This is a genomic window from Sphingobium sp. CFD-2 (assembly GCF_024611135.1).
In the GTDB taxonomy this organism is placed as follows: Bacteria; Pseudomonadota; Alphaproteobacteria; order Sphingomonadales; family Sphingomonadaceae; genus Sphingobium; species Sphingobium fuliginis.
In genome coordinates, this window is record NZ_CP084408.1 from 108,057 (window position 1) to 132,899 (window position 24,843).

The 24,843-nt window shown below is 64.4% G+C and carries 23 protein-coding genes and 2 pseudogenes; 14 read left to right on the top strand and 11 right to left on the bottom strand.

Annotated features, from left to right (window positions below):
- Nucleotides 1-8: 8 nt before the first annotated feature.
- The 8 genes and pseudogenes from adhP to LDB29_RS27740 form a co-directional block, all read left to right on the top strand.
- A complete protein-coding gene (adhP, locus tag LDB29_RS27705) occupies nt 9-1,034 on the top strand; it encodes an alcohol dehydrogenase AdhP (protein WP_007683342.1) in 1,026 nt (341 codons plus the stop codon).
- A gap of 25 nt (nt 1,035-1,059) precedes the next feature.
- Nucleotides 1,060-2,766: a copper resistance system multicopper oxidase gene (locus LDB29_RS27710; protein ID WP_007683343.1), complete on the top strand. Its 1,707-nt coding sequence runs from the start codon at nt 1,060-1,062 to the stop codon at nt 2,764-2,766.
- Entirely contained in the window at nt 2,763-3,749 is a 987-nt protein-coding gene (locus LDB29_RS27715) for a copper resistance protein B (protein ID WP_257558580.1), read from the top strand. The genes LDB29_RS27710 and LDB29_RS27715 overlap by 4 nt, the downstream gene beginning before the upstream one ends.
- Nucleotides 3,743-4,984: an MFS transporter gene (locus LDB29_RS27720; RefSeq protein ID WP_007683345.1), complete on the top strand. Its 1,242-nt coding sequence runs from the start codon at nt 3,743-3,745 to the stop codon at nt 4,982-4,984. Before LDB29_RS27715 ends, LDB29_RS27720 begins: the two co-directional genes overlap by 7 nt.
- A gap of 79 nt (nt 4,985-5,063) precedes the next feature.
- Nucleotides 5,064-5,501: a DUF411 domain-containing protein gene (locus LDB29_RS27725; RefSeq protein WP_007683347.1), complete on the top strand. Its 438-nt coding sequence runs from the start codon at nt 5,064-5,066 to the stop codon at nt 5,499-5,501.
- Nucleotides 5,502-5,885: 384 nt separating this feature from the next.
- Nucleotides 5,886-6,149 (top strand): type II toxin-antitoxin system RelB/DinJ family antitoxin, encoded by a 264-nt coding sequence (locus LDB29_RS27730; RefSeq protein ID WP_004212689.1) that lies wholly within the window; start codon nt 5,886-5,888, stop codon nt 6,147-6,149.
- Complete coding sequence (locus LDB29_RS27735; RefSeq protein WP_004212690.1) at nt 6,136-6,417, top strand: type II toxin-antitoxin system YafQ family toxin; 282 nt, start codon at nt 6,136-6,138, stop codon at nt 6,415-6,417. Before LDB29_RS27730 ends, LDB29_RS27735 begins: the two co-directional genes overlap by 14 nt.
- A 401-nt stretch (nt 6,418-6,818) precedes the next feature.
- Nucleotides 6,819-7,133: pseudogene (locus LDB29_RS27740) on the top strand (CorA family divalent cation transporter); the annotation flags it as partial.
- Nucleotides 7,134-7,195: 62 nt separating this feature from the next.
- Here the strand turns inward: LDB29_RS27740 and LDB29_RS27745 are convergent.
- From LDB29_RS27745 to LDB29_RS27785, 9 genes are all read right to left on the bottom strand, one after another.
- Nucleotides 7,196-7,603, bottom strand: coding sequence for a response regulator (locus LDB29_RS27745; protein WP_007683354.1), 408 nt, complete (start codon nt 7,601-7,603; stop codon nt 7,196-7,198).
- Between the two features lie 81 nt (nt 7,604-7,684).
- A complete protein-coding gene (locus LDB29_RS27750) occupies nt 7,685-8,308 on the bottom strand; it encodes a response regulator transcription factor (RefSeq protein WP_007683357.1) in 624 nt (207 codons plus the stop codon).
- On the bottom strand, nt 8,298-9,833 hold the full coding sequence (locus tag LDB29_RS27755) for a nitrogen regulation protein NR(II) (protein ID WP_257558785.1): 1,536 nt from the start codon (nt 9,831-9,833) through the stop codon (nt 8,298-8,300). The genes LDB29_RS27750 and LDB29_RS27755 overlap by 11 nt, the downstream gene beginning before the upstream one ends.
- A 58-nt stretch (nt 9,834-9,891) precedes the next feature.
- On the bottom strand, nt 9,892-10,365 hold the full coding sequence (locus tag LDB29_RS27760; protein ID WP_007683361.1) for a DUF305 domain-containing protein: 474 nt from the start codon (nt 10,363-10,365) through the stop codon (nt 9,892-9,894).
- 90 nt (nt 10,366-10,455) lie between these two features.
- The gene (locus LDB29_RS27765; protein ID WP_007683363.1) at nt 10,456-11,604 is read right to left on the bottom strand and encodes a copper resistance protein B; all 1,149 of its coding nucleotides are present in this window, start codon (nt 11,602-11,604) and stop codon (nt 10,456-10,458) included.
- On the bottom strand, nt 11,604-13,529 hold the full coding sequence (locus LDB29_RS27770; RefSeq protein WP_007683365.1) for a copper resistance system multicopper oxidase: 1,926 nt from the start codon (nt 13,527-13,529) through the stop codon (nt 11,604-11,606). The genes LDB29_RS27765 and LDB29_RS27770 overlap by 1 nt, the downstream gene beginning before the upstream one ends.
- Nucleotides 13,530-13,595: 66 nt before the next feature.
- Nucleotides 13,596-14,162 (bottom strand): RNA polymerase sigma factor, encoded by a 567-nt coding sequence (locus tag LDB29_RS27775; protein WP_007683367.1) that lies wholly within the window; start codon nt 14,160-14,162, stop codon nt 13,596-13,598.
- Nucleotides 14,159-14,599: a periplasmic heavy metal sensor gene (locus LDB29_RS27780; RefSeq protein WP_007683368.1), complete on the bottom strand. Its 441-nt coding sequence runs from the start codon at nt 14,597-14,599 to the stop codon at nt 14,159-14,161. Before LDB29_RS27780 ends, LDB29_RS27775 begins: the two co-directional genes overlap by 4 nt.
- Nucleotides 14,599-14,871 (bottom strand): hypothetical protein, encoded by a 273-nt coding sequence (locus tag LDB29_RS27785; RefSeq protein ID WP_007683370.1) that lies wholly within the window; start codon nt 14,869-14,871, stop codon nt 14,599-14,601. Before LDB29_RS27785 ends, LDB29_RS27780 begins: the two co-directional genes overlap by 1 nt.
- 133 nt (nt 14,872-15,004) lie before the next feature.
- On the opposite strand from LDB29_RS27785, the gene copC reads away from it, so the two are divergent.
- From copC to cueR, 5 genes are all read left to right on the top strand, one after another.
- Nucleotides 15,005-15,382 carry a copper homeostasis periplasmic binding protein CopC gene (gene copC / locus LDB29_RS27790; protein ID WP_007683372.1) on the top strand — a complete coding sequence of 126 codons (378 nt, stop codon included), beginning with the start codon at nt 15,005-15,007 and terminating at the stop codon, nt 15,380-15,382.
- 4 nt (nt 15,383-15,386) lie between these two features.
- Nucleotides 15,387-16,331, top strand: coding sequence for a copper homeostasis membrane protein CopD (gene copD / locus LDB29_RS27795; RefSeq protein ID WP_020820523.1), 945 nt, complete (start codon nt 15,387-15,389; stop codon nt 16,329-16,331).
- 36 nt (nt 16,332-16,367) lie between these two features.
- A complete protein-coding gene (locus tag LDB29_RS27800) occupies nt 16,368-17,042 on the top strand; it encodes a class I SAM-dependent methyltransferase (protein ID WP_020820524.1) in 675 nt (224 codons plus the stop codon).
- A 107-nt stretch (nt 17,043-17,149) separates the two neighbouring features.
- Nucleotides 17,150-19,507: a heavy metal translocating P-type ATPase gene (locus LDB29_RS27805; RefSeq protein ID WP_020820525.1), complete on the top strand. Its 2,358-nt coding sequence runs from the start codon at nt 17,150-17,152 to the stop codon at nt 19,505-19,507.
- Nucleotides 19,504-19,902 (top strand): Cu(I)-responsive transcriptional regulator, encoded by a 399-nt coding sequence (cueR, locus tag LDB29_RS27810; protein WP_020820526.1) that lies wholly within the window; start codon nt 19,504-19,506, stop codon nt 19,900-19,902. The genes LDB29_RS27805 and cueR overlap by 4 nt, the downstream gene beginning before the upstream one ends.
- A 26-nt stretch (nt 19,903-19,928) precedes the next feature.
- Here the strand turns inward: cueR and LDB29_RS27815 are convergent, their stop codons facing one another.
- Both LDB29_RS27815 and LDB29_RS27820 read right to left on the bottom strand, forming a co-directional pair.
- Nucleotides 19,929-20,564: a response regulator transcription factor gene (locus tag LDB29_RS27815; protein WP_020820527.1), complete on the bottom strand. Its 636-nt coding sequence runs from the start codon at nt 20,562-20,564 to the stop codon at nt 19,929-19,931.
- A 413-nt stretch (nt 20,565-20,977) separates the two neighbouring features.
- Nucleotides 20,978-23,947, bottom strand: coding sequence for a Tn3 family transposase (locus tag LDB29_RS27820; protein WP_257558589.1), 2,970 nt, complete (start codon nt 23,945-23,947; stop codon nt 20,978-20,980).
- 142 nt (nt 23,948-24,089) lie between these two features.
- On the opposite strand from LDB29_RS27820, the pseudogene LDB29_RS27825 reads away from it, so the two are divergent.
- Nucleotides 24,090-24,539, top strand: a pseudogene (locus LDB29_RS27825) (integrase); the annotation flags it as partial.
- Between the last annotated feature and the right edge of the window lie 304 nt (nt 24,540-24,843).

Sequence of the window (24,843 nt, forward strand, 5' to 3'; positions counted from 1 at the left end):
AAACGGACATGGCGAAAACCATGAAGGCGGCGGTCGTCCGCGAATTCGGCAAGCCCCTGGTCATCGAGGACGCGCCGATCCCGACGGTCGGCCCCGGGCAGATCCTGGTCAAGATTGCGGCAACCGGCGTGTGCCATACCGACCTGCACGCGGCAGAAGGGGACTGGCCGGTCAAACCCAACCCGCCCTTCATTCCTGGCCATGAAGGCGTCGGGCATGTCGCCGCCGTCGGTGCGGGCGTCACCCATGTGAAGGAAGGCGACCGGGTCGGCGTGCCCTGGCTCTACACCGCCTGCGGGCATTGCGTGCATTGCCTGGGTGGCTGGGAGACGCTTTGCCACGAACAGCAGAACACCGGCTATTCGGTCAATGGCAGCTTTGCCGAATATGTCCTCGCCGATCCCAACTATGTTGGTCACCTTCCCGACAATGTCGACTTCCTCGACATTGCGCCGATCCTCTGCGCGGGCGTCACCGTCTACAAGGGATTGAAGGCCACCGAGGCCCGACCCGGCGAGTGGGTGGTCGTCTCAGGGATCGGCGGGCTCGGCCACATGGCGGTGCAATATGCCCGTGCCATGGGTCTCAATGTGGCCGCGGTCGACATCGACGATAGCAAGCTCGACCTCGCTACACGCCTTGGCGCCACACTGACGGTCAACGCGCACAGCGAGGACCCTTCGGCAGCGCTCAAGAAGGCGATAGGCGGCGCGCACGGAGCGCTCGTCACCGCCGTTTCGCCCAAGGCGTTCCAGCAGGCGCTCGGCATGGTCCGGCGCGGCGGCACGGTCGCGCTCAATGGTCTGCCGCCGGGCGACTTCCCGCTGTCGATCTTCGACACCGTGCTGAACGGCATTACCGTGCGAGGCTCGATCGTCGGCACGCGGCTCGATCTGCTCGAGGCACTGGCGTTCGCCGGCGACGGCAAGGTCAAGGCCACGGTCCATGCAGACAAGCTGGAGAACATCAACGACGTCTTCTCCCGCATGCACCATGGCGACATCGAGGGCCGGATCGTCCTCGACCTCGCCTGAACCCGACTTCGCGAAAGTACAGTTCATGTCTCCCTTACATATCCGGCCGATCGCACGGCGCCGTTTCGTCCAGGGGCTGGCGATCGGCGGCGCGGTTGCCGGCTTCGCCCCGGCGCTTCTCGCGCGATCCGCCCCAGTCTCGCCCGCCGAGCTTAGCGGGACCGAGTTCGACCTCGAGATCGCCGAGCTGCCAGTCAACTTCACCGGCAAACGCCGTATCGCGACCGCCGTGAACGGCAGCGTGCCCGCGCCGGTCCTGCGCCTGCGCGAAGGCGACACGGTCACGCTCCGTGTGCGCAACGGCCTCAAGGAGATGTCGAGCATCCATTGGCACGGCATCATCGTGCCGGCGGAGATGGACGGCGTGCCCGGCATCAGCTTTGCCGGCATCGCGCCGGGCGAGACCTTCACCTATCGCTTCGAGGTCCGCCAGAGCGGAACCTACTGGTATCACGCTCACACGCTCGCCGAGCAGACGGGACTCTATGGAGCGATCATCGTGGAGCCGAAACAGGCGCCGGCGGCGCGGGCGCCCGATCGCGACTATTGCATCGTGCTCAGCGACTGGTCGGACGAGCCGCCGCTGCAGATCTTCCTCAATCTCAAGAAGCAGAGCAGCTACTATAATTTTGCGCAGCCGACAGCCGGCGACTTCCTCAAGGATGTCGGCGCCATGGGCCTTGGGAAGGCGCTCGAGCGGCGGCGGATGTGGAACAGCTCGCGGATGAACCCGACCGACTACAGCGATGTCTCTGCCGCGACCTACACCTATCTGATGAACGGCGCGCCGCCCGCCGGCAACTGGACCGGTATCGCCGCGCCCGGCGAACGCGTGCGCCTGCGCTTCGTCGGCGCGGGGACGGCGACGTTCTTCGACGTGCGGATCCCGGGGGTCGAGCTGACGGTCGTATCGGCCGACGGGCAGCCGGTCGAGCCGGTCACGGTCGAGGAATTCCGGATCGGCCCGGGCGAGACCTATGACGTCGAGTTCACCATGCCCGAGGGCGGCGCCCGCACCATCTTCGCGCAGGCGATCGATCGGAGCGGCTATGCCCGCGGCACGATCGCACCGGCTCCGGGCATGGCGGCAGCCGTGCCGCCGCTCGATGCCCGGACCTGGCTCGAGCCGGTCGACATGATGGGCGCGATGGCGACGATGGGCGCAATGGGAGGCGACGCGCATGCCGGGCACGGCATGACCGAGATGCCGGCCAGGGCACAGCACGCCCGCACCGAATATGGCGCCAATACCGACATGCGCGTCGACTATCCCCGCACCAATCTGGACGATCCCGGCGCCGGGCTGCGCGGGCGCGGCTGGCGCGTGCTGACGCTGGCCGATCTGCGCACGCCGGGCGGCGATCCCGACCCGCGCGAGCCCGAGCGCGACATCGAGCTGCATCTGACGGGCAATATGGAACGGTTCATCTGGTCGCTCGACGGCATCAAGCTCAACGATTCCCGGCCGCTGCATTTCAAGCCGAACGAGCGGCTGCGCGTCACCTTCGTCAACGACACGATGATGGCGCATCCGATGCATCTGCACGGCATGTGGAGCGATGTCGAAGGCCCGGACGGCGCCTTCCAGGTCCGCAAGCATACGGTCGTGGTCCAGCCCGCCCAGCGGGTGAGCTTCCGCGTCACCGCCGACGCCATGGGCCGATGGGCCTTCCACTGCCATCTGCTCTATCACATGGCGGCCGGCATGTTCCGGGAGGTGGTGGTCGCATGATCCGGATTATCCCCTCGCGCGGCATTGCTCTTGGCGTTGCCCTCTTCCTGGCGCCGGCGATCACGGCTCCCGCCCTCGCGCAGGATGCCTTGCCCCCGTCGCCCGCCGCCACCCCTGCCCAAACGGCCACTCCCGATCCAAACTCACCTTCCGCGCAAGGCTCTCAGGAGCATGCGGGCATGGACATGCCGGGCATGGATATGACCGACACGAAGGCGTCCGGTAACGGCGCCACGATGGACATGGGCTCGATGCAGGGTGGCAAGGCCCCGCCGGACGCGCGCAACTCGGACGATTATGCCGACGGCTATCGCAACTCGACGCTGCCGGGCTATGAGATGGCCGACAAGCTCTCGATCCCCAAGATACTTGTGGATGAGCTCGAGTTCACCAGCGGCAACGAGGGTCAGGGCGTGGGCTGGACCGTGCTCGTCACCAAGGGTCAGGACAATGACAAGCTCTGGCTGCGCAGCCAGGGGCTCAAGAACTCCCGCGACCAACGTCTCGATCCGGAGAGCAGCGTCGAGGCGCTGTGGTGGCACAGCAAGAACCCGTTCTGGGGCACGCTGCTCGGGGTCAGGCAGGATCTCGGCAAGGGTGCGACCACCTGGCTCGCCGCCGGCGTCGAGGGACTGGCGCCCTATTGGTTCGACGTCCAGCTCATCGGCTATGTAGGAACCGATGGGCGTCTCGCGGCGCGCGCCAAGGCCTCCTATGAGGTCCTGTTCACCAATCGGTTGATCCTTACGCCGCAGGTGGAAACCAATATCTATTCGAAGCGGTCGAGCGATCGGCAGCTCGGCAGCGGCTTCAGCAATGTCGAGCTGAGCGGACGGTTGCGCTACGAGGTGTCGCGCAAGTTCGCGCCCTATATCGGCTTCGTCTGGGAGCGCGCATTTGACGGCACGGCCGATTTCCGTCGCCTGCGCAGGGAAGGGCCTTCCGAACACAGGCTGGTGATCGGCTTGCGCGCCTGGTGGTGATCCGCGGATGGCCACTCGAGGGATCGACCGCGAACGCGCCGCGTGACAAGGCTGGATCGCAAGCCAACGGTCGCTGGCCGGCCTCCTTTTTCGTCTTGTTGCTCGCGGCGGCTGCGGCGTCGGCGGGACAGACGGCCATTCTCGCCTTCCTTCCGGCACTGGTCGACCCGGCTCGTGGCGCGCTATCGTCAAGCGCTCATGATTTTCACGTCGCGAGCCTGACTGCGGTCCATCCCCTGGCAGCCTTGCTGGCGGCGCCGCTCTGGGGCTGGATCGCGGACCGGGTCGACTATCGGGCGATGTTGCGCGCAGCGCTGGTCATCCTCGCGCTGGTGACCGCGCCGATCGGCCTCGTCGGGTTGCCTGAGCTTTATGCATTGCGTCTGGTGGCGGGGATGGCGTCGGCCGCCATCATACCGTTGGGCTTGCTCTGCGCGAGCTTTGCCGCAAGCGGGCGCGCGGACCAGGCGCGCCGCTTCACCTGGCTGACCGCCTTCGTGTTTCTGGGCGATCTCGCCGGTCCGCTGGTGGCGGAGGTCTCGGCCGCGATCCTGCCCCGCGCTCCCCTCATGATCCTCGCTCTCGGCATCGGTGCCGTCGGGGCGGCGCTTTGCGCCGTGCGTCTGCCGCGCTGGTGTGCACCTTGCATCGATGGCGGAGACCTGCCCGCGCCTACGCTCGGCGCGACGTTGATCCTGCTTTTTATCACGATCGTCGCGGGCGGCGGGCTGGCGGCGATGCATGTCAATCTCCTGGTGACGCGGAGCGCCATTTCGCTGAGCCGCGAAGAGATCGCCTGGATGCTCAGTCTCTGCGGATTGGGCATGCTGGCGGCACAGATCTTCCATGCAAAGCTGGATTGGCTGGTCACTGTGCCGAGGCGGCTTGCCGGATTGACGCTGGGCCTGCTGGCTGTGGCACTTTTCATGTTTCCTGTCGCCGCGAGTATGGCCGAGCTCAGTGGGATCATCGTTGCTGCCGGCTGGAGCTCGGCAACCCTTCGATTGGTCACCAGCTTCTGGATCAGCGGCGGCGGGGCCCCTTCAGGCGTGAAGCTCGGTTTCCAGCATTCCGCCGCCAGCATCGGGCAGGCGCTCGCGCCGCTGGCGATAGCCATCGTCGCTCCCGGGGCGCAGCCGCTCGTTCTGTGGGGGATTGGTGGTCTATCGCTAGCGCTGCTTGTGTCCCTGCCGCTAGCCTGGAGGCCGCCCGCCATCGTAAAATCATCTGCGTGATGAGGGGAGGGGCGCATTGATGCGTATAGAAAAGAAGGGGCCTCTGCCCCATGCTTATCGTTCTTCCGGGAGTCATTTCATGAAGACCCGCCTATTCGTCGCCTTGCTGTTCCTCGCCATGCCCGGCGTAGCGCTTGCGGCCAGTGATATCGTCGTCCACCGGGATCCGGGATGTGGATGTTGCGAGAAGTGGGCGCAGGCCGTGCGCGCGAAGCTGGGACGCAAGGTCGTCATGCGTGACGATGCGTCGCGCAGCGAGCTTCAGCGCAAGGCCGGCATGCCCCGGACGCTGGCATCTTGCCACAGCGCGATCGTCGATGGCTATATGATCGAGGGCCATGTCCCGATATCCGACGTCAAGCGCTTGCTGGCGACCCGTCCTGCGGGCGTCAAAGGCATTGCGGTTGCGGGGATGCCGATCGGTTCGGAGGGCATGGAAGTGGCAGGCGCTGCCCGCCAACCCTATACGGTGGTGGCCTTCGGCAGCGCCGGTCAGCGAATTTTCGCCCGCCATTGATATCGCGCGGTTTGCAGCATCCTGCAGAATTGCCCGGTGGTAGAGGACCCCGCTGTCGAGTGTAGAACCTTGTGTCAAGCGAGCTGATGGCGTCCCTACCCCTACCTACACTGAAAAAGCAACGATTTGTCTTGTAAGTTGTTCGCGGTCGTCTCCCTGATTTGCCTGAATTTGGCCCAAAATGTGGGAACGATTGTGGGACCGTTTGCCCACCGAAAGTGTGAGAACGGCCCCAACATTCCCGATCAGGGCCCCGAACCGATGGCACTCACAGCATTGAAGGTGAAAAACGCGAAGCCCGGTCGCCATGTCGATAGCCGGGGCTTTGCCTGATTGCACTTTGCGTTCGCTTGCATTACATCGTCATGCAGAAAGGAAATCGACATGGCCGCAAACGCTCTTGTGCAGACCCGGATCGACGGAGCGGTGAAGGAGGAAGCCGCGACCGTGCTGGCTGCTATGGGGCTGACCGTCTCCGATGCCGTGCGCCTGATGCTGACCCGCGTTGCCCGCGACAAGGCCTTGCCGTTTGAACCGCTGGTGCCCAATGCCGAGACGATCGAGGCCATGAAGGAAGCGCGCGAGGGAAAGGGCAAGCGGTTCGCCACGGTGGTCGACCTGATGGCCGACCTCAATGCGGACGATTGAACGCTTCGGGCGGTTCAAGCGCGACTACAAGCGGGAGAAGAAGGGGCAGCACGCCAAGACGCTGGACGCTGACCTGATCCCGATCATCGAGGCGCTGGCATCCGACGAGCCGCTTGAACCGCGCCACCGCGACCATGCGCTGACCGGCGACTGGCGCGACCATCGCGATTGCCACATAAAGCCCGACCTCGTGCTGATTTACCGCAAGCCCGATGACGACACCTTGCAGCTTGTGCGCTTGGGATCGCACGCGGAATTGGGTTGGTGACGCCCGCGCATGGCGAGCTTATACGTTTGTCGGGTATGTCAGCCAGAGGCACGATTACGGGTTAGGTGTGATCAGCGAGCATCCGATGCCAACAAGCTTTTGCAGAAGACATCAATCGCAGAGATGCATTCGGCAGGCGCTGCTTGAAACAAAAATGAGGGCCATAAATCACTTTCACCCTCAAATTCTGACAAATTTGCCGTTAGTTCACGACTGGTGAGCGAGAAATGAGCCGATCGCGTTGGGCTTGAAGAGCCGACCGCTCGCTCCACCGTCGTGACCCCTACGTTGATGACCGGCGGATGCTGGCCCGGTAGACGATGCTGCCGAGAGCGACGACGACGCCCATGATGGCAAAAGATTCCATGCTCGAATGGCTCAAAAGCCAGATCGTGAGAAGGAAACCCTATTTCCGTGATTTGCTCGATCACATGCTCAGGGTTGAGAGCGCCATCACCGGCATCCGCGACATCCTGATCTCGGTGTTCGAGGCGAGTCACCTGCTCGAACAGCAGCGCCAGGGTGCGATCACGCGTCAGCTTGCCGCCTGGGCCGCGATCCTCGCGGTGCCTACCGCGATTGCCGGAATCTACGGCATGAATTTCGAGAATATGCCCGAACTGAAGACGCAATGGGGATATTTCGTCATCCTCGGCGTCATCGCTGCGGTCTGCATTGGGCTCTACATCCGGTTCAAACGTAGCCACTGGCTTTGACGGCGCAGATCGGCTTTCCACATCGCGCCGGGCTGAGGCTGCCGGGGGCCGGCCGCCATAACTCAATGCTTTCGCAGAACCTCGGCGCGGTGCCGGTCCAACGCATCGAGCAAAGCCCTGCCGATCAAAGGCTTTGCGAGAACGTGATCGAAGCCCGCCTCGGCGGCCCGCCAGGCCAGCAGCGTGTCGTGAAAGCCTGAGATCATGATGGCGCGTCCCGACCATCCGATCTCGCGAAGGTGACGCAGCATCGCGAATCCGTCGATGTCGGGCATGCGATAGTCGAGGATGACGCAGTCTGCCTCCTTCGCGCGGGGGTCGGCCAACAGCGCGTGGCCGGTCGTATATCCCCACACGGCATAGCCGCGCGATCTCAGCAGCAGCTGGAGGCCACGCCGCACGCCGGGATCGTCGTCGGAGACGAGGATGGTGTATCTGCCATCATGCTGAGTGGAACGGACCGATGGCATTGCGAGAAGCGGACACCCGTGTGACGATTGCACCATCGATCGCATATCGCGCCTCGTCCCGTCGCTACGTAGAGGTCGCAGTCACTTCGGCTTGCGGCCCATGCCCGCGGCAAAGGCGATCCGCAGGGCTTCGGACAAATTGCGGACCTCGAGCTTGGCCATCAGGCTCGCGCGATGGACCTCGACCGTTCGCGATGAACAGCCCAGGTCATAGGCGATCGTCTTATTGGGCAGGCCGTTCGCCAGCCCTTCCAGCACTTCACGCTCCCGGGGCGTCAGTGCAGCGACCCGCACGCCGGCTTCAGAGGTTTCCAGAGTGCGAAAGTCGACATCGTCGAGACGCGCGAACGCGCGGCTGACGGCGCCGAGCAGGGCCGCTTTCTCGAAGGGCTTCTCGAGAAAGTCGACCGCGCCGCCTTTCATGGCCTGCACCGCAACCGACACGTCGCCATGGCCGGTCAGGACGATGACCGGCATGTTGACCCCGCGTGCTGCCATGGCGGCCTGAACCTCGAGACCGTCCATCTCGGGCATGCGCACGTCAAGGATGACGCAGCCGACGGCCGCCGACTTCGCCTCCTTGAGAAACTCCACGCCCGAGGCATAGGTCACGACGTCGTAGCCCGCGGTCTTGAGCGCAAAGCTCGCCGCCTTGCGGATGCTCTCCTCGTCGTCGACCAGATGGATGACGCGTCTATCCCCCATGTTCCTCCTCCGCCCGCGCATGGATCAAGGTAAAATGAAAGCGGGTGCCGCCGCGGTCGGGGCGCTCCATCCAGATACGGCCGCCATGCGCTTCGATGATGGTCCGGCAGATCGAGAGGCCGAGGCCCATGCCGTCGGCCTTTGTCGAGTTGAACGCCGTGAAGAGCTGCTCGCGGATTCCGTCCGCGATGCCGGGACCGGTATCCTCCACGGTCACCTCGATCAGCCCGTCAGGGCGCAACCTGGTCGCCACCTTGAGGTCGCGAACCGGACACTCCGCCATCGCCTCGATGGCATTGCGCATCAGGTTGACCAGCACCTGCTGGATCTGCACCCTGTCGACGAGGACCAGCGTCGCGGCGGGATCGACCGCAAAGAAGCTGCGGATGCCGCGCTCGCGTGCACCGACCAGCGCGAGCTGGCTCGCCTCGGCGATGACCTGCGGCAGCTCGTGGAGGCTCTTGTCGACCTCGCCGCGGGCGACGAAATCGCGCAGGCGCCGGACGATATGGCCGGCCCGCAGCGTTTCCTGTGCCGCATCATCCATCACCGACCGTAGCGACACGAAGGGTTCGTCGTCCCGCTCGTCGAGCATGTCGCGGATCGTCTCGAGATAGAGCGCGACCGCGGCAAGCGGCTGGTTGAGCTCATGCGCGAGCGTCGAGGCCATCGTGCCCATCGCGCTCAGCCGAGAGACATGGACCAGCTCTGCCTGCAGTTCCTTGAGCCTGAGCTCATCCTGCTCCTTGGCGGTGAGATCCCGGATAAAGCCGGTGAACAACCGCTGCCCGTCTTCACCGGCCTCGCCGACCGACAGCTGCATCGGGAAGGTTGAGCCGTCGCGGCGCTGGCCGACCACGACGCGACCGAGGCCGATGATCCGGCGCTCGCCGGTCTGCAGATAATGCGCGAGATATTCGTCGTGACGGTCGCGATCGGGCTGGGGCATAAGGCAGGAGACGTTGCGGCCGACGAGCTCGGCTTCGCTGTAGCCGAACAGGCGTTGTGCCGCTGCGCTGAACGACGTGATGGCGCCGGTCTCGTCGATGATGATCATCGCATCCGGCACCGTCGCCAGAATCGATTGCAGATGCTGCTCGCGGGTCTCGATCGATGCGCGGACCGCCGCCTCGTCGGTGACATCGCGGCTGATGCAGGCGAAGCCGCGATGTGTGTCGCCTTCGAACAGTGCGGAGATCGTCAGGCGCGCCAGATATTCCGCGCCGTTCTCGCAGACCCGCCACGCTTCGCGCTCCAGCGTGCCCTCGTGAAGGGCGGCCGCCAGGTCTGCGCCTGGACGCCCCGCCGCAATCTCGTCGGGCGGGTAGAACAGGTCGTGGGGCTGTCCCAGGACGCGATCGAGCGGCCAGCATTCGGCACGCTCGCCTTCTTCATTATAGCTCAGCACCATCCCGGAAGGATCGAGCAGCGTCAGGACGTGGCCGCCAGCCTGTCGCAGGAACAGCGGCGCAAGCCGCGCCACCTCCCTGGCAATCTCGTCGGGCCCGCGCCTCGTGTAGACCATCGGCCGGCTCACACGCCCGGCCGGGCGCACGTATCCGGGCGTAGCCGGACCGTGCCACTCAGCGCCGCGCGAGTATGGCCTTCATCTCGTCGATTTCCTGCCGCTGCGAGCGCTTGATCGATTCGCAAAGCCGGATGACTTCGGGATCGCTCAGCTTTGCTTCCTGGCACATCAGGATCGCGCCGGAGTGGTGTGGGATCATCGAGCGCAGAAAGGCCGTGTCGCCGATCGTGGTCTGCGTGCGGATGAACGCGAAGCTGCCCAAGAAGGCGACCAGCGACGCGGCGATCAGCGCGATGTTGGCGGCCTTCGACGGGAACATGTGCCGCATGGCGAGGATCATGAGCACCACCATCGGTGAGACCATCATCAGCGTCATGTAGAGCATGTTGAGGTTGTTGTAGAAGCTGTCGAGCCCGTCGATCATGACGAACATCACCAGATACATGATGACGCCGCTGATGACGGTCTGGAAGGCCAGGCTCCAATAGGCGCCCATCTTCCGTGTGCTCATGTGGGACGAATGATCCATGGCGTATCTCCTTCGTTCGGCGCAGGCCGACCTGGGTCTCAGTGTAACGCCCCGCTCTCCTGTTCGCCCCCGCCATCAGCCGTCCCGATGCTAGAACCAGAAGCGGATGCCGGCGACGAAGCTGGTGGCATGGACGTCCTCGCCGGCAAGCCTCGACAGCCGCGCCGTGTCGCCGGCTTTGCGCAGATAAGAGACGCCGATATAGGGTGCGAACTGGCGGCTGAACTCATAGCGCAGGCGCGCGCCGAGCTCTATGTTGACCAGCCCCGAACCGATGTCGTTCTCCGGAATATCCTGCGCGGCGAAATTGACCTCGGCGCGCGGCTGCAAGATCAGGCGCTGGGTAATGCGCTGGTCGTAATAGCCCTCGACCCGGCCCAGAACATCGCCCTTGGTCGAGAGGAACAGCGCGCCTTCGACTTCGAACATGCCGGGAGCCAGGCCCTCGACGCCGACCGTCGCGTAAGTGCGGTCGGGCCCGCGGCCGAAGTCCTGGCGGATACCGCCCTGAAGATTGAAATAGGGGTCGATGGCCCGGCTATAGAGCACCTGCACCTCCGCGCTGTCGATGCCGCGGCCGAACTCGCCTTCGCCCTCGCTCTTGAGCCAGAGCCGGTTGATATCGCCGCCGTAAAAGCCTTCGCCATCCCAGCGATAGCCATCGCGACCGCTATGCGCTTGATACTCGAACAGGTTGAGCAGCACCTGCCCGAAATTGTTGCCGCCGCTGTCCTTCATCATGATGTCGCGTGAGCGCGCCATCTCGGCGCCGGGAAAATCACGATCGGCGAAGTGGTCGCTGGGGGGAGGCGGCGGGGGCGCATTGCCGGCCGGAAGCGCCGTGCCGGTCATTTGCATGCCGGGCATGGCGGTCTGGCCATGCTGCGAATGGTCCATCCCGGGCATGTCCGGCATCGCGCCGTCCTGATGCTGGGAGTGGTCCATGCCCGGCATGTCCGGCATCGCGGGAGACGCGGGTTGCGGCTGACCGGCCGCATCTCCCTGCGGCGCAGGACTGGCCTGGTGCTGCGAATGGTCCATCGCCGAGGTGGCGTCTGGCGCTGGTGTCTGAGCGCGCGGCCTGGCGGCGGCCTTGTCCTTCTTCTTCTCCTGCGCCGGCGGCACCTCGCCCGGCGGCGCCATGCCGGGCATGCCGTGCATTGAATGATCCTGGGCAAAGGCGGGCGCGGCAGCGAAAAGGGCGATCGCGCTCACCAGCGGCGTGAGGATGCGGGTCATTACGCGTCTCCCTTCGGACGGACGCTCACGACCCGCATCATCCCGGCATGCATGTGGTAGAGGAGATGACAGTGGAAGGCCCAGTCGCCGACCGCGTCGGCGGTGAAGTCCCAGGTCACCTTGCCGCCGGGCTGGACGATTACCGTATGCTTGCGTGGCGCATGATCGCCATGCCCCGTCACCAGCTCGAAAAAATGCCCGTGAATATGGATCGGATGCCCCATCATCGTGTCGTTGATGAGATTGACGCGCACCCGCTCGCCTTCGATGAAGGGGATCGGCTCGTGATGGTCCGACATTTTTTCGCCGTCGAACGACCACATGAACCGCTCCATGTTGCCGGTGAGGTGAATGTCGATGCTGCGGCTCGGCGCGCGCACGTCCGGATTGCGATCGAGCGCCATCAGGTCCCTGTAGACAAGCACCTTGTGGCCGACGTCGGCGAGGCCCTGGCCGGGCTCGCCGGTGCGGTCGACGGGCATCGGCGAGATGGTCTGGACGCTCGGGTCGCGCTTCACCTGCGGCGCGTTCGAGAAGTCTCGCATCTTCATCGACCCCATCGCGTGCCCGCCATGGTCCATGCCCGCCATCTGGCCATCGGCGCCCATCGCGCCGTGGTCCATCCCGCTCATCGCGGAATGATCCATCCCCGAATGATCCATGCCTGCCATGGCGCTATTGTCCATGGTCGCCATCGCTGCCGCCGCGCCGGTCGCGAGGCGCGCGGACGCGTTCTTCTCGGCCGTCGGATCGACGCCCCGCATAGCGCCGCCCGACATGTCCATGCCTTCCATGCCCGGCATCGAGGACATGTCCATGCCCATGTCCTTCATGTCGGCGAGCGGCCGTTTGCGTAAGGGGGGAACCTCGCCGGCCATGCCGGCGCGCGGCGCGAGCGTGGCACGCGCCATGCCCGAGCGGTCGATCGCCTCGCCGACAAGGGTGTAGGCCTTGTCATCGCCTGGGCTGACAACGACGTCGTAGGTCTCGGCAACACCAACCTGGAACTCGTCGACGGTGACCGGCACCACATTCTGCCCGTCGGCCTGGACGATGGTCAGCGGCAGGCCGGGGATGCGGACGTTGAAGGTGGTCATCGCCGACGCATTGATGACCCGCAGCCGCACCCGTTCGCCCGGGGTGAAGAGCGCGGTCCAGTTGTCCATCGGACCATGGCCGTTGACGAGATAGGTGTAGGTGGATCCGGTCACATCGGAGATGTCGGCCGGGTCCATCCGCATCTGGCCCCAGTCGAGCCGGTCCTTGAGCGGCTGATCCTTGCCCGACAGGAGCCCGGCCAGGGTCTGGCGCTGGAAATTGAAATGGCCGGGGTTGACCTTGAGGCGCCGGAAGATCGCCTGCGGCGAGAGCGCGCTGTGATCGGCGAGCACGATGACATGCTCGCGGTCATAGGCGACCGGATCGGCACCGGCGGGATCGATGATGATCGGGCCGTAATGGCCTTCCTGTTCCTGCAGGCCTGAATGGCTGTGGTACCAGTAGGTGCCGCTTTGCACGACGGAGAACTGGTAGAGGTAGTTCGAGCCCGGCTTGATGCCCGGAAAAGACACGCCCGGCACACCGTCCATATTGGCCGGCAGGATCAGCCCGTGCCAGTGGATCGAGCTGTCCTCCTCCAGCTGATTGATGACGTTGAGCCGCACGCGCTGGCCCTCGCGCAGCCGGATCAGCGGGGCGGGGACCGTGCCGTTGAGGCCGATTGCCCGGAACTTGCGCCCGTCGATGGTCATCGACTGCCGGGCGATGGTGAGCGTAATGTCTTCGCCCGACACGGTCGGCAGCGTCGGTCGCATCCCCGGCGAGATCGTCTGCGCCCAGGCCGGCAGCCAGGCTGACAATGCTGCGCCGCCGCCGGCGAGGGCCGCGCCGCGGAGGAACTGGCGGCGGTCGAGAGCAGAAATCATTCGGTTGTCTCAGCTTTAAGAAAGAGGGCGTACCTATTGGGAATACGCAGCATGGCCTCATCCCCCTCAAACTTTCTTTAATATTTCCGAAAGGCGTGCCCTAGCTCGATAGAGGCGCGTTTCGACCGCCTTCTGGCTGATCCCGAGAATTTCGGCGGTTTCAGCTTCCGATTTCTCGTCGATCGTACGCAAAATAAGCGTGTCCTTGAGGGAAGACGGCAGGGCAGCAATCGCTTTCATTGCTTGCGCGAGCTGCTGTTCGGCCCCGATCGCCTGATCGGGCAGCGGTGCGTCGTCGGCGACGCCGTCCGCCTCGCCGAGCGGTAGGGCTAGGGCAAAGAAATTTCGAACCGCTCGCCGACGCCGCCAGTCATGGCATTTGTTGATGACAATCCGGGACATCCAGACCTGGAAGGGTCGGGTTACGTCATAGCGGTTGAGTGCGGCAAAGGCCGCGACGAAGCTCGCCTGGGTGACATCCAATGCCTCATCCATAGATCCGACATGGCTGCGCACGAGCCGGTGAACCCAACCTTGATGCCGGCGGACCAGCTCGCCATAGGCCGCTTGCCGGCCTCCAAGCGCCAGAGCCGCGAGCTCCCCGTCCGAGCAGTCGGGGAGGCACGCGGTCATTCGGATTTGGCCGTCAGCGCTTTCACCACGGCGTCGTCGAATTTGTCCGTCTGATCCGGGCGCAGCACGGCCCGCATCGCGAAGATATGCTCAAGTGTTTCTTTCTGCAGCGCGCCCATGGCCTGGTGCGAGCGATCCACCGCAGTTGCGACTTGCGGGCCATAGCCATGCTCCGCTTCGATCGCTTCCGCGAGACGCGCATTGTCGGCGCGCAATTCGGCCTCCAGCGCTTGACGCCGGATCGCGTAGTTCTTCTCGATTGTCTCGAGTCGGCTGTGTTGCGCTGAATTCAGCTTCAGATCGCGATGGAGCAGCTCGTGCAGCTCATTTTCGACCGGGCGCACTGGAACCACATAGACGCGGCCAATGACAACGCCAGCGATCGCCGCGGCGAAGGTCACCAGGACGAGGAGCAGGAGCCGGCGGCGGTCGCGCATCACTGCGAGCTCAGCAGCGTCGAGGGCGCAAGCGCGAGCCGAGCATCGAAGGGCGATAGCGGTTTGGCATCAGCAGACCGTGTCGAAACTGCCGAGCCGGCAATTCCGATGAACAGCGCGGTTGCGGCCGCGATGCCGAACGTCATAGCGCCAAGGCTTGGTATGGCCCGGATGCGCGCTATTTCCGCCATGACCCGGCTTTCCAGGCCGCCGAGCCTGGGATCGAGAGGCGCATCGCGCAACCGCGAGAGCAGGTGGTCAAGTTCATCCATGGTGCTTCTCCGTCTTCATCCATCAATACGCACGATGGTCCAGGAACCCTTGCTGTAGATTGAAAAGAATAATTGCGAGGGGTGGGGGCTCGGGCTGCGTATTGTCTCATGGGATCTACAGGAGAATGTTCCAATGCGTTTCTTTTCGCCTCTCGCAGTTATCGCCGCCGTCGGCCTGAGTGTTTCTGCTCCGGCCTACGCGCATCCCAAGCTTGTGTCCTCGACGCCCGCCGCGAACGCCAGCGTCTCGGCGCCGTCGCGTATAACGCTCACCTTCAGTGAAGGTCTGATGCCGAAGCTGTCGGGCGCCGAGATCGTGATGACCGGCATGCCCGGCATGCCCAACCACCGCATGGCGGTAACCGGCTTCAAGACGTCCGTCGAAGGCGACAAGACGCTCGTGCTGACGCTCGCCAAGCCGCTCATGGCGGGCAGCTATCAGGTCGCCTGGCACGTCGTCTCGACCGACACGCACCGCATCCAGGGCAATCTCGCCTTTACCGTCAAGTGACGCCATGAACGACGTGGCACTCGTCGCCGTCCGCTGGGCGCTCTACGTCGATCTCGGCCTGTTGTTCGGCCTGCCGCTGTTCGCGCTCTATGCGCCCGGCGGCGGCCGGATGGTACAGCGGCATCTGCCGATGGTAGCAATGGTGGCCGGTCTCGCCTGTCTCGCCCTCCTGCTGTCGGCGCTGGGGTTCGCGTTGCAGGCAGCGGCCATGACCGGGCTGCCGCTCACCCAGCCTGATCTTTCCATGGTCGCAGAGCTGTTCAACGGCACGTCCATGGGAACGGCGCTGAAGGCGCGCCTCGTCGCGCTCCTCGTTCTTCTGCTCTCCATCCCCTTCTATCGCCGGCAATCCCGTCCTGCCTTCATCGCCTCCACTCTGGCAGGCGCGGTCGCACTCGCGACCCTCGCCTGGAGCGGGCATGGCGCGGCCGGCGAAGGCGAGGCGGGCTGGCTGCAACTGGGGGCCGATCTCATCCATCTGCTCGCCGCGGGCGCCTGGGTCGGCGCGCTTGCCGCATTCCTTGCGCTGGTTCTTACCAGGCTCGCAACCGATGATCTCGCCACTGAAGACATGGACCGGGTCATGCTCGCCGAGGAAGCGCTGCGGGGCTTCTCCCTCGTCGGCACGATCATCGTCGCCCTGCTGATCCTGACCGGGACGGTGAACGGCTGGTTCCTGGTCGGCCCGGGCAACATCGCGTCTCTCGGGCAGTCGACCTACGGCCTGCTGCTCATCGCCAAGCTGCTGCTCTTCGCCGGCATGCTGGGCCTGGCCGCGCTCAACCGTTATCGCCTGACCCCGGCACTTGCGCAGGCGATCGAGGAAGAGGACGCGCCACGGGCGCAGGCGCTGCTGCGCGCGAGCCTCGTCGTCGAAGGCGGTCTTGCGATCGTCATTCTCGGGCTGGTCGCCTGGCTGGGGACACTGTCGCCACCCATGTCGATGTAGCTTATCGTTTCGGACGCCTCGCGTTGGGAGAAGCCAATGCAATCCTACACCCCGCCGCTCGGGACCGGATCGACGAAAGACTATGATCGCGCGATCCGCCTGTGGACGCGGGAGAAGCGGTGGCGTGCCGCCATGCTCGCCGCCCTGGCGCCCAAAGCCGGTGAGACGGTCGTCGACGTCGGCTGTGGCACCGGCAGCTTCGCGCTGATGCTCAAGCAAGCCGAGCCCAGGACGCAGGTGATCGGTCTCGATCCCGATGCCGAGGCGCTCGACATCGCGCGGCACAAGGCCGCTGCGCGGCAGGCCGATATCGACTGGCGTCAGGGATTTGCCAGGGACGTGGCCCCGGGCACCGCCGACGCTGTCGTATCGAGTCTCGTGCTGCATCAGATGCCGGTCAGGGAGAAGGCGGCAACCCTGCGCGCCATGTTCGCCATGCTGCGCCCGGGTGGCCGCCTGGTGATCGCAGATTATGGCCGCCAGCACGGTCTCATGCGGCTCGCCTTTCGCCTGACCGTGCAGCGACTCGATGGCATCGATGATACCCGACCCAACGCCGACGGCGTGCTCCCCGGCCTGATCGCGGCGGCCGGCTTCAGGCATGTGGCCGAGACGTTTCGGCTCTTGACCATCACCGGCGCGATCGAATTGCTTACCGCGCATCGACCGGCGCAGGCCCAGGGCCTTACGGTTGCGAACGACCTTGGCTGATCCCGGCCGAGCGACCGGGTACGCCGATTTGGCCGCTTAGGCGATTACGTATTGACCCTGACACGGTGTCAGACCCTAGATCGTCAGGCGTCGAAAGGAGCAAGGCGATGAACGAGACACATGGAGCGGCGCATGGCGGCGGTTGCTGCGGCGGCCACGGCGGCGCGAAAGCGGCGACCGGCATCAAGGACCCGGTCTGTGGCATGACCGTCGATCCGGCGACCACCGCGCACCATGCCGATCATGGCGGTGAACGCTATCATTTCTGCAGCGCGGGCTGCCGGGCAAAGTTCATCGCCGATCCCGAGCGCTATCTCGGCCCGCCGGCACCGCCGTTCGCAGCGCCCGTGGGCACGATCTGGACCTGCCCTATGCATCCCGAGATCCGGCAGGACCATCCCGGGTCCTGTCCGATCTGCGGCATGGCGCTCGAACCCGCGACCGTGACCGCCGACAGCGGTCCCAGCCACGAGCTGGTCGATTTCACGCGGCGTTTCTGGGTTGGCCTGGTGCTGGCCCTGCCGGTGCTGATCCTCGAGATGGGGGCGCACCTGTTTCCTGTGATCCATCGCCTCGTGCCGATGTCGACCTCGGTATGGATCCAGTTCGTGCTGGCGACGCCTGTCGTGCTCTGGGCGGGCTGGCCGTTCTTCGAGCGTGGCTGGGCCTCGCTCAAGACCCGCAACCTCAACATGTTCACCCTGATCGCGATGGGGACGGGGGTCGCCTGGATCTACAGCGTCGTCGCGACGCTCGCGCCTCAGCTGTTCCCGCCTGCCTTCCGCGGCGAGGACGGCATGGTTGCCGTCTATTTCGAGGCCGCCGCGGTGATCACCGTTCTCGTGCTGCTCGGCCAGGTGCTCGAACTGCGCGCGCGTGAGCGGACCTCGGGCGCGATCAAGGCGCTGCTCAACCTCGCGCCCAAGACCGCGCGCCGGATCGCCGCCGACGGGAGCGAAGAGGAGATCAGTCTCGATCTGGTCGCGGTCGGCGACCGCCTGCGCGTGCGGCCGGGCGAGAAGGTGCCGGTCGACGGCGTAGTCGAGGACGGCCGCTCCTCGCTCGACGAGTCGATGGTCACCGGTGAATCCATGCCCGTCACCAAGGCCAAGGCCGACACGGTGATCGGCGGCACGCTCAACCAGACCGGTGCGCTGGTGATCGTCGCCGACAAGGTCGGACGCGACACCATGCTTGCGCGGATTGTCCAGATGGTCGCCGAGGCGCAGCGCTCGCGCGCGCCGATCCAGCGCATGGCCGATCAGGTGTCGGGCTGGTTCGTGCCCGTGGTCATCGCGGTTGCGGTGGTCGCGTTTATCGCCTGGGGTATCTGGGGCCCCGAGCCGCGCTTCGCCTATGGGCTGGTGGCGGCGGTCGCCGTGCTGATCATCGCCTGTCCCTGTGCACTGGGTCTCGCCACGCCGATGTCGATCATGGTGGGCGTCGGCCGCGGCGCCGGACTCGGCGTCCTTATCAAGAATGCCGAAGCGCTCGAGCATATGGAGAAGGTCGACACGCTCGTCGTCGACAAGACAGGCACGCTGACCGAAGGCCGCCCTGCCGTCACCCAGGTCGTGCCGGCGCCCGGCTTCGACGAAGCCGAGTTGCTGCGGCTTGCCGCCTCGGTCGAACGGGCTTCCGAACATCCGCTCGCGCTGGCGATCGTCGAGGCTGCGAAGGATCGCGCCATCGCCACGAGCGACGTCACCGACTTCGACTCGCCGACCGGGCGCGGCGCGCTCGGTACGGTCGAAGGGCGGCGCATCGTCCTCGGCAATGCGCGGTTCCTCGCCGACGAGGGCGTCGCCACCGAGGCGCTCGCCGGCCAGGCCGACGCACTGCGACGCGATGGCGCCACCGCAATCTTCATCGGAATCGACGGCACCGTCGGCGGTGCCTTCGCCATCGCCGATCCGGTGAAGGCCACGACGCCAGAAGCGCTCGCCGCGCTCAAGGCGGAGGGTATTCGCGTGGTCATGCTGACCGGCGACAACCGCACGACAGCGGAAGCGGTCGCCCGGCGCCTGGGCATCGACGAGGTCGAAGCCGAGGTGCTGCCCGATCAGAAAAGCGCCGTGGTCGCCAAGTTCAAGCGCGAGGGGCGGGTGGTCGCCATGGCCGGCGACGGTGTCAACGACGCCCCCGCGCTGGCCGCCGCCGATGTCGGCATCGCCATGGGCTCGGGCACCGACGTCGCCATCGAGAGCGCGGGCGTGACCCTGCTCAAGGGCGACCTCACCGGCATCGTCCGGGCGCGTAAGCTCAGCCAGGCGACCATGTCGAACATCCGCCAGAACCTCGTCTTCGCCTTCATCTACAATGTCGCGGGCGTGCCGGTGGCGGCGGGCGCGCTCTATCCGCTGTTCGGCATCCTGCTCTCGCCGATCATCGCGGCCGCCGCCATGGCGCTCTCCTCGGTCAGCGTGGTCACCAACGCGCTGCGACTCAACCGGAAGGCGCTGTGAACATCGGCGAGACGTCTCGGCGGAGCGGCGTCTCGGAGCGGATGATCCGCCATTATGAGAAGATAGGCCTCATCCCGGCGCCGCCGCGCCGGGGTGCGGGCTATCGCGACTATGACGAGCGCGATCTTCATCGCCTGCGGTTCATCGCCAATGCGCGCGATCTGGGGTTTCCGATCGAGGAGATCCGCACTCTGCTCGGCCTTTGGGCGGATACGGGTCGCGCGAGTGGCGAGGTGAAGCGGCTTGCGCTGGCCCGTGCCGAGGAATTCGAGCGCAAGGCGGCAGCGCTGACGGCGCTGCGCGACACGCTGGTCGATCTCGCCGAACGCTGCCACGGCGACGCGCGGCCGGATTGTCCGATCATTGCCGAACTCGCCACGGGCCGATCCGCATAACGTCCGATGTCGCAGGATGGTGAAGCCTAATGGCGATCGTCCTCAGGCGATCCGTTCAGGTCCACAGCAAACGCGATCCGTAGCAAGTCGGGCAAACTTTGGGCTCCCAGTTTGACCATCAGGCTGGCTCGATCCAGCTCGACCGTGCGCGGCGTGGTACCGAGTTCATCTGCGATAAAGCTATTGGGATAGCCTCGCGCAATCCCTCTAAGAACGGCCCGTTCGCGCTGCGTCAGTCTCGCGGCTTTCGACAGCGCGTCGGCCTGTTCTGCGGCACGCCCGGTTATATTCTCCAGCGAGCTGAAGGCGCGGTCGATCGCGCCAAGCAATGCGGCCTTTTCGACCGGTTTGGCGAGAAAGTCGGCAGCGCCCGCCTGCATTGCCTGCACGGCGAGCGTGGGATCGCCATTGCCGGTGAGCATGACGACAGGCATATCAATCCCGCGTCGCGTCAGCTCCACCTGGACCTGAAGGCCGTTCATGTCCGGCATGTGCATGTCGAGGATCACGCAGCCTTTCTTCGCGTCACCCGCGGCCGACAGAAACTCCGGCCCCGAAGCGTAGGCCTCGACGGCGAAGCCGGCGGTACGCAACGTGAATCGCAGTGCCTTTCGGATTGTCTCTTCGTCATCGACGATGTGAACGACGCGCTTGTTCCCCATACTCCTCGGATCGATCTGGAGTGCCGCGCCGCAAAGGCACCGCTATTGGGGAGGCCTCTTACGGGCAGGACCATGGTCCAAGGTCAAGGCCGAAATATTGCCGCAGCAGTTCCAACGGCGCAGGTGCTCGACATCGCCCCGATACGGCGGCTCTTACCACTGGAGTTCGGGCACCTCCGTCTGGTCTCCTGGAAGGGGGGCGCCCCAAAACGCGGCGGCCGAAAACGTACACGCCCTCAACGGGGCTGAACGCGCTACCTGCAAAAAGGGGCGTGAGGCCCAAAAGTGCGTCTGTCGGGCTCGACTTCAGAGCCGCAAAGCTCGGGCACCTGCTGGGGACATACGAGCCGTTCTAGGCCTCACCTCAAGATTTGTTCGCCAGACAACGCTAAGCTGGAAATACTGAGAACATCCTAGGCGACGAGCCGAAGTCTGCCGTTCGGGTCGTGGAGTGCTCGGTACCCGCGGTTGCCGCTGAAAGATGCATCTTCCCAAAGGTAGTCACCTGTGAGGCCGATATGCGACCAACCCAGAGGTGAGACGTGCGCTAGCAGTGTTTCGTCGATCTCAATTCCCGAGTACCGCAGGTGATCGGCGGCCCGGCCGAGATAGAGGGCATTCCAGTATGCAATGGCGGCGATGAGCAAGTTGAGCCCAGATGCGCGGTATTGCTGGTTCTCAAGAGTTCGATCGGTGAACCGGCCCTGGCGGTTGGTGTAGACGGCGTCTGCCAGAGCGTGCCGGGCCTCTCCCTTGTTCAATCCGGCTTGGCAGGCGCGGCGCAAATCAGGCTGTTCCAGCCAGTCGAGCGTGAACAACGTCCGCTCGATGCGGCCAAGTTCGCGAAGGGCAAGGTCAAGCTTGTTCTGCCGGCGATAGGCGGAAAGCTTGCGCAGGATGATAGACGGAGCAACAGTTCCTTCCCGAATTGAGGCGGCCATTCGGACGAGATCATCCCACTCTGCCTCAATGGTGCCGACCTTGATCGCCTGGCCGAACAGACATTCGATGCCTTTGTAGTTTGCACCGGATACGATGGTTCCGAGCCGCCGGTCTGCAAGATCACGCATTCGAGGGACGAAACGGAACCCGAGCAGGTGGCACAGGCCAAAGACGTGATCCGACGCACCGCCGGTATCGGTATACAGCTCCTTCAGTGGCAATTCGCGGGCCCCTAGCATCAGGCCGTCGAGCACGTATGGGGCTTCGTTTGCGGTGGCAGACATGATGCGCGAACTGAACGAGGCAAAATGGTCGGAAAGGTGCGAGTAAATTTTGATACCTGGCTCGTGACCGTATTTTGCGTTGATCTCGGCTGCGCCCGATCGGATTCGGCCGGTGCGGAAGAACTGGCCGTCGGATGATGCACTGACACCTTCGCCCCAGTTTCGCGCGAACGGGAGGCGGTGATGTTCGCGCACAATCTGGGCCAGAGCAGCCTCGTAGTTATCGGGCGAGATATACCAGTTCTGGGTCCAGGCGAGCTGCGCATATGTGACGCCCTGGCTGGCGTTGGCCATGCGTTCGACGCCGAGATTCGTACCATCCGCCAGAATGGCGGCGAGCACGGCAGCGGGCTTATCGTGCTCCTTGCCCGAGCGGACATCCCGAAATGCAGAGAGAAATCCGGTACGTTCAGCGACTTCGAGCAGGAGTTCGGTAATTCGGACGCGCGGGAGTAGGGCATCGAGTTTGCGGTCAAGAGCTTCCGCTTCTGGTGGAGTCGCCGCTTGCAGCGGAACGACTTTCAGCTTTTCGCGAACGAGCGTCACGCCAGGCAAGCGGCCGGTCCGCAGCTGATGCGCGAAGTGACGCAATCGCCGATCAAGTTCGGCGCTCTTATGAGCCAGATATTCTCCGGAATTCACGTTGATCAGCAGTTCGGAGATTGCCGATTGTGCGGCCTTGCGGGGGAGCAGATAGGCGTCGAAACGCTGGTAAGCCCGCGTTCCTTCGACCCAGACATCGCCCGCTCGCAGTTTATCTCGAAGTGTCGCCAGCACGGCCGTCTCGTAGCGCGGACGGCTGACCTTTCCTCCCTCCATTATCAATTTGGACCAATGCCGATTGGAAAAGGGCATCGGCGGGTTTGCTGGCAACTGCGTACCCCAACTGCCGTTGGCCTGCTTGAGGAGATCGAGAGCGGAGAGCAGGTTGGTCCCGCTGCCCGAGGCCTTGAACGTGAATGTGTCGAGGAAGTTGCGGGAGAACCGGCGCAGTGTAGCGTATCGCTCGGTTGCAAGAACCAGAGTGTCCTCCTGAGCGAGATCCGCCAAGGCATCGACGTGCGGACGGGCTGCCATCAGGCGATGCCAGCCCACCATCTCATCGACCAGGACCAGCGGATCGCCGCCAGTTTCCTCTGCCATATCCAGCGCCGCGATCGTTGCACCAAACAGTCGCATGAGCTTGCCGACCGAAGGTGCTGTGTCCTGATAGCGGCGTTCCTGGCCACGCTTGGCTCGGGTGAACAGCCCGCCAATGAGGCGCTCGAACATCAGGATTGCGGCATCTGCAAGCTTGACCTCGAGATTGACGACCGCGGCTGCCAGCGTCGCTCTGCGGCGATTGTGGGAATAGTCGGCCAACAGAAACGGCGGAGCGACGCTGCCCTCGCGCACGAATTGGCCAAAGCGGAAGCCCGTGGTTGCTAGGCTGATTGCCGGTTCAATCCCGAGATCACGTATGAACCGCAGCCGCTTGAGAAGCGCATTCATGTTCTTGGTTGACGGAGATCCGGGCATATCCCGCAACCAAGCCAGCGGCGTCATACCAAGGGCTGGGTCATTGATCAGGAGTGCGTCGAGCAACTCCAATGTACTGCCGCCCAGTTCGGCGACGATTTCCGATGCTGCGCGCTTACGAGCGCGTGCTCTCCCGGCAAGCCCGGCCCGCTCGAGGGTGTCGGGCGGGGGCAGAATAAAGCGCTCCGCCTTCAGGTTATCCATCAAGGATCTGGCAATTGTTTCTCCGCGGTCACTGCGCATGGCTGCACGGGCTGCAAGTTCAATAGCGTGGGCAACATCCGCGCGTGTGAACGGCCTAAGACCGAGGTAATCAGCGGCAATTGAGCTGTGGTCGGTTCGCGTTTGCGGACGTTGGCCATAGGCACCGTATGTGCCCGGAGCGACGCCAAGCTGCGCAGACAGGTAGTTGAGTATAGCATCGGGGATGTCCGAGTTCGTGCGCAGCCCAAACCCAGGATGCCGCAGTAAGGCAAGGTGAGCAGCAATACCGAGCCGATTAACGGGGCCTCGTCGCTTTCCGATGATATCCAGGTCTTCGACCGTCAGCGTGTAGTTCCTGATGATCGAGAAGTGGTCGGTTCTTGGTAGGAATAGCCGCTCGCGCTCTTCCCGCGTCAGTAAATTGCGCCGCGCCATGTTGTACCCCGCCTGAGTCGGAATGACCCCCCAATCGGTCAGGCTAGACCCGCGCAATGGGGCAGGCATGCAAAAAGGTTATTGCAGAGTTTCAGAGACATCTCCGGCTTAGCGTTGTCTGGCGAACGAACCTTGAGGTGCCCCCCTGTTTCGCCGGGTGCAGGTGCGCCGCTACAAGGCGCGGGCTGCGGTCAAGGGGCGGCGGATCGAGACGATTTCTGGCCGCGAAAGCTGGGATCTGCGCAAGACGTTGCCGAAGTCGGCGGTGCCGGCGCGCACCGAATATGATGTGGGAGAGGGGGCGTTGCACCCGGGTTCGATCGGGCCGATCTGGCGGGCAATGATCCGGCGCGCCTTCGACAAGGGCGCGCTGAGCGACCTCACCGCCGATGATCTGGCGCAGTTGCTCAAGGGCGTGAGCGCGCATTCGACGCGGGTGGGCTTGAACCAGGATCTGTTTGCGAGCGGCGAGGATCTGGCGGGGATCATGGATGCGCTACGCTGGAAGAGTCCCCGGATGCCGCTCGCCTATAATCGCAATCTGGCGGCAGAGCAGGGTGCCGCCGGCCGCTTGATCGCGAAAATCGGGTGATTAGATCTTGAGCTGCGCATAATTAGGTATTTGTGACGGTGTTTGAAAATTCCGAGTGCGCCAGATCACGCGGATTAGCGTTCCAGCGAATGTCCGACGGAATCGGAAAAGAAAACCCGCCCGTCTTTTGACGGGCGGGCAAGGAAAGGTGTCTACGTCTTACCGAGACTCCTTCGGGTCGCTGGCTGATGCTATGCCTTCGTGTTTCGGATTCAAGGCTAAACTAGCGGGGCTGAGCAGTTTCTCAGGCTGTGTACATCGCCGCGACCGACGACCTGGAAATATGCGCTAGCCTTGCGTTTAT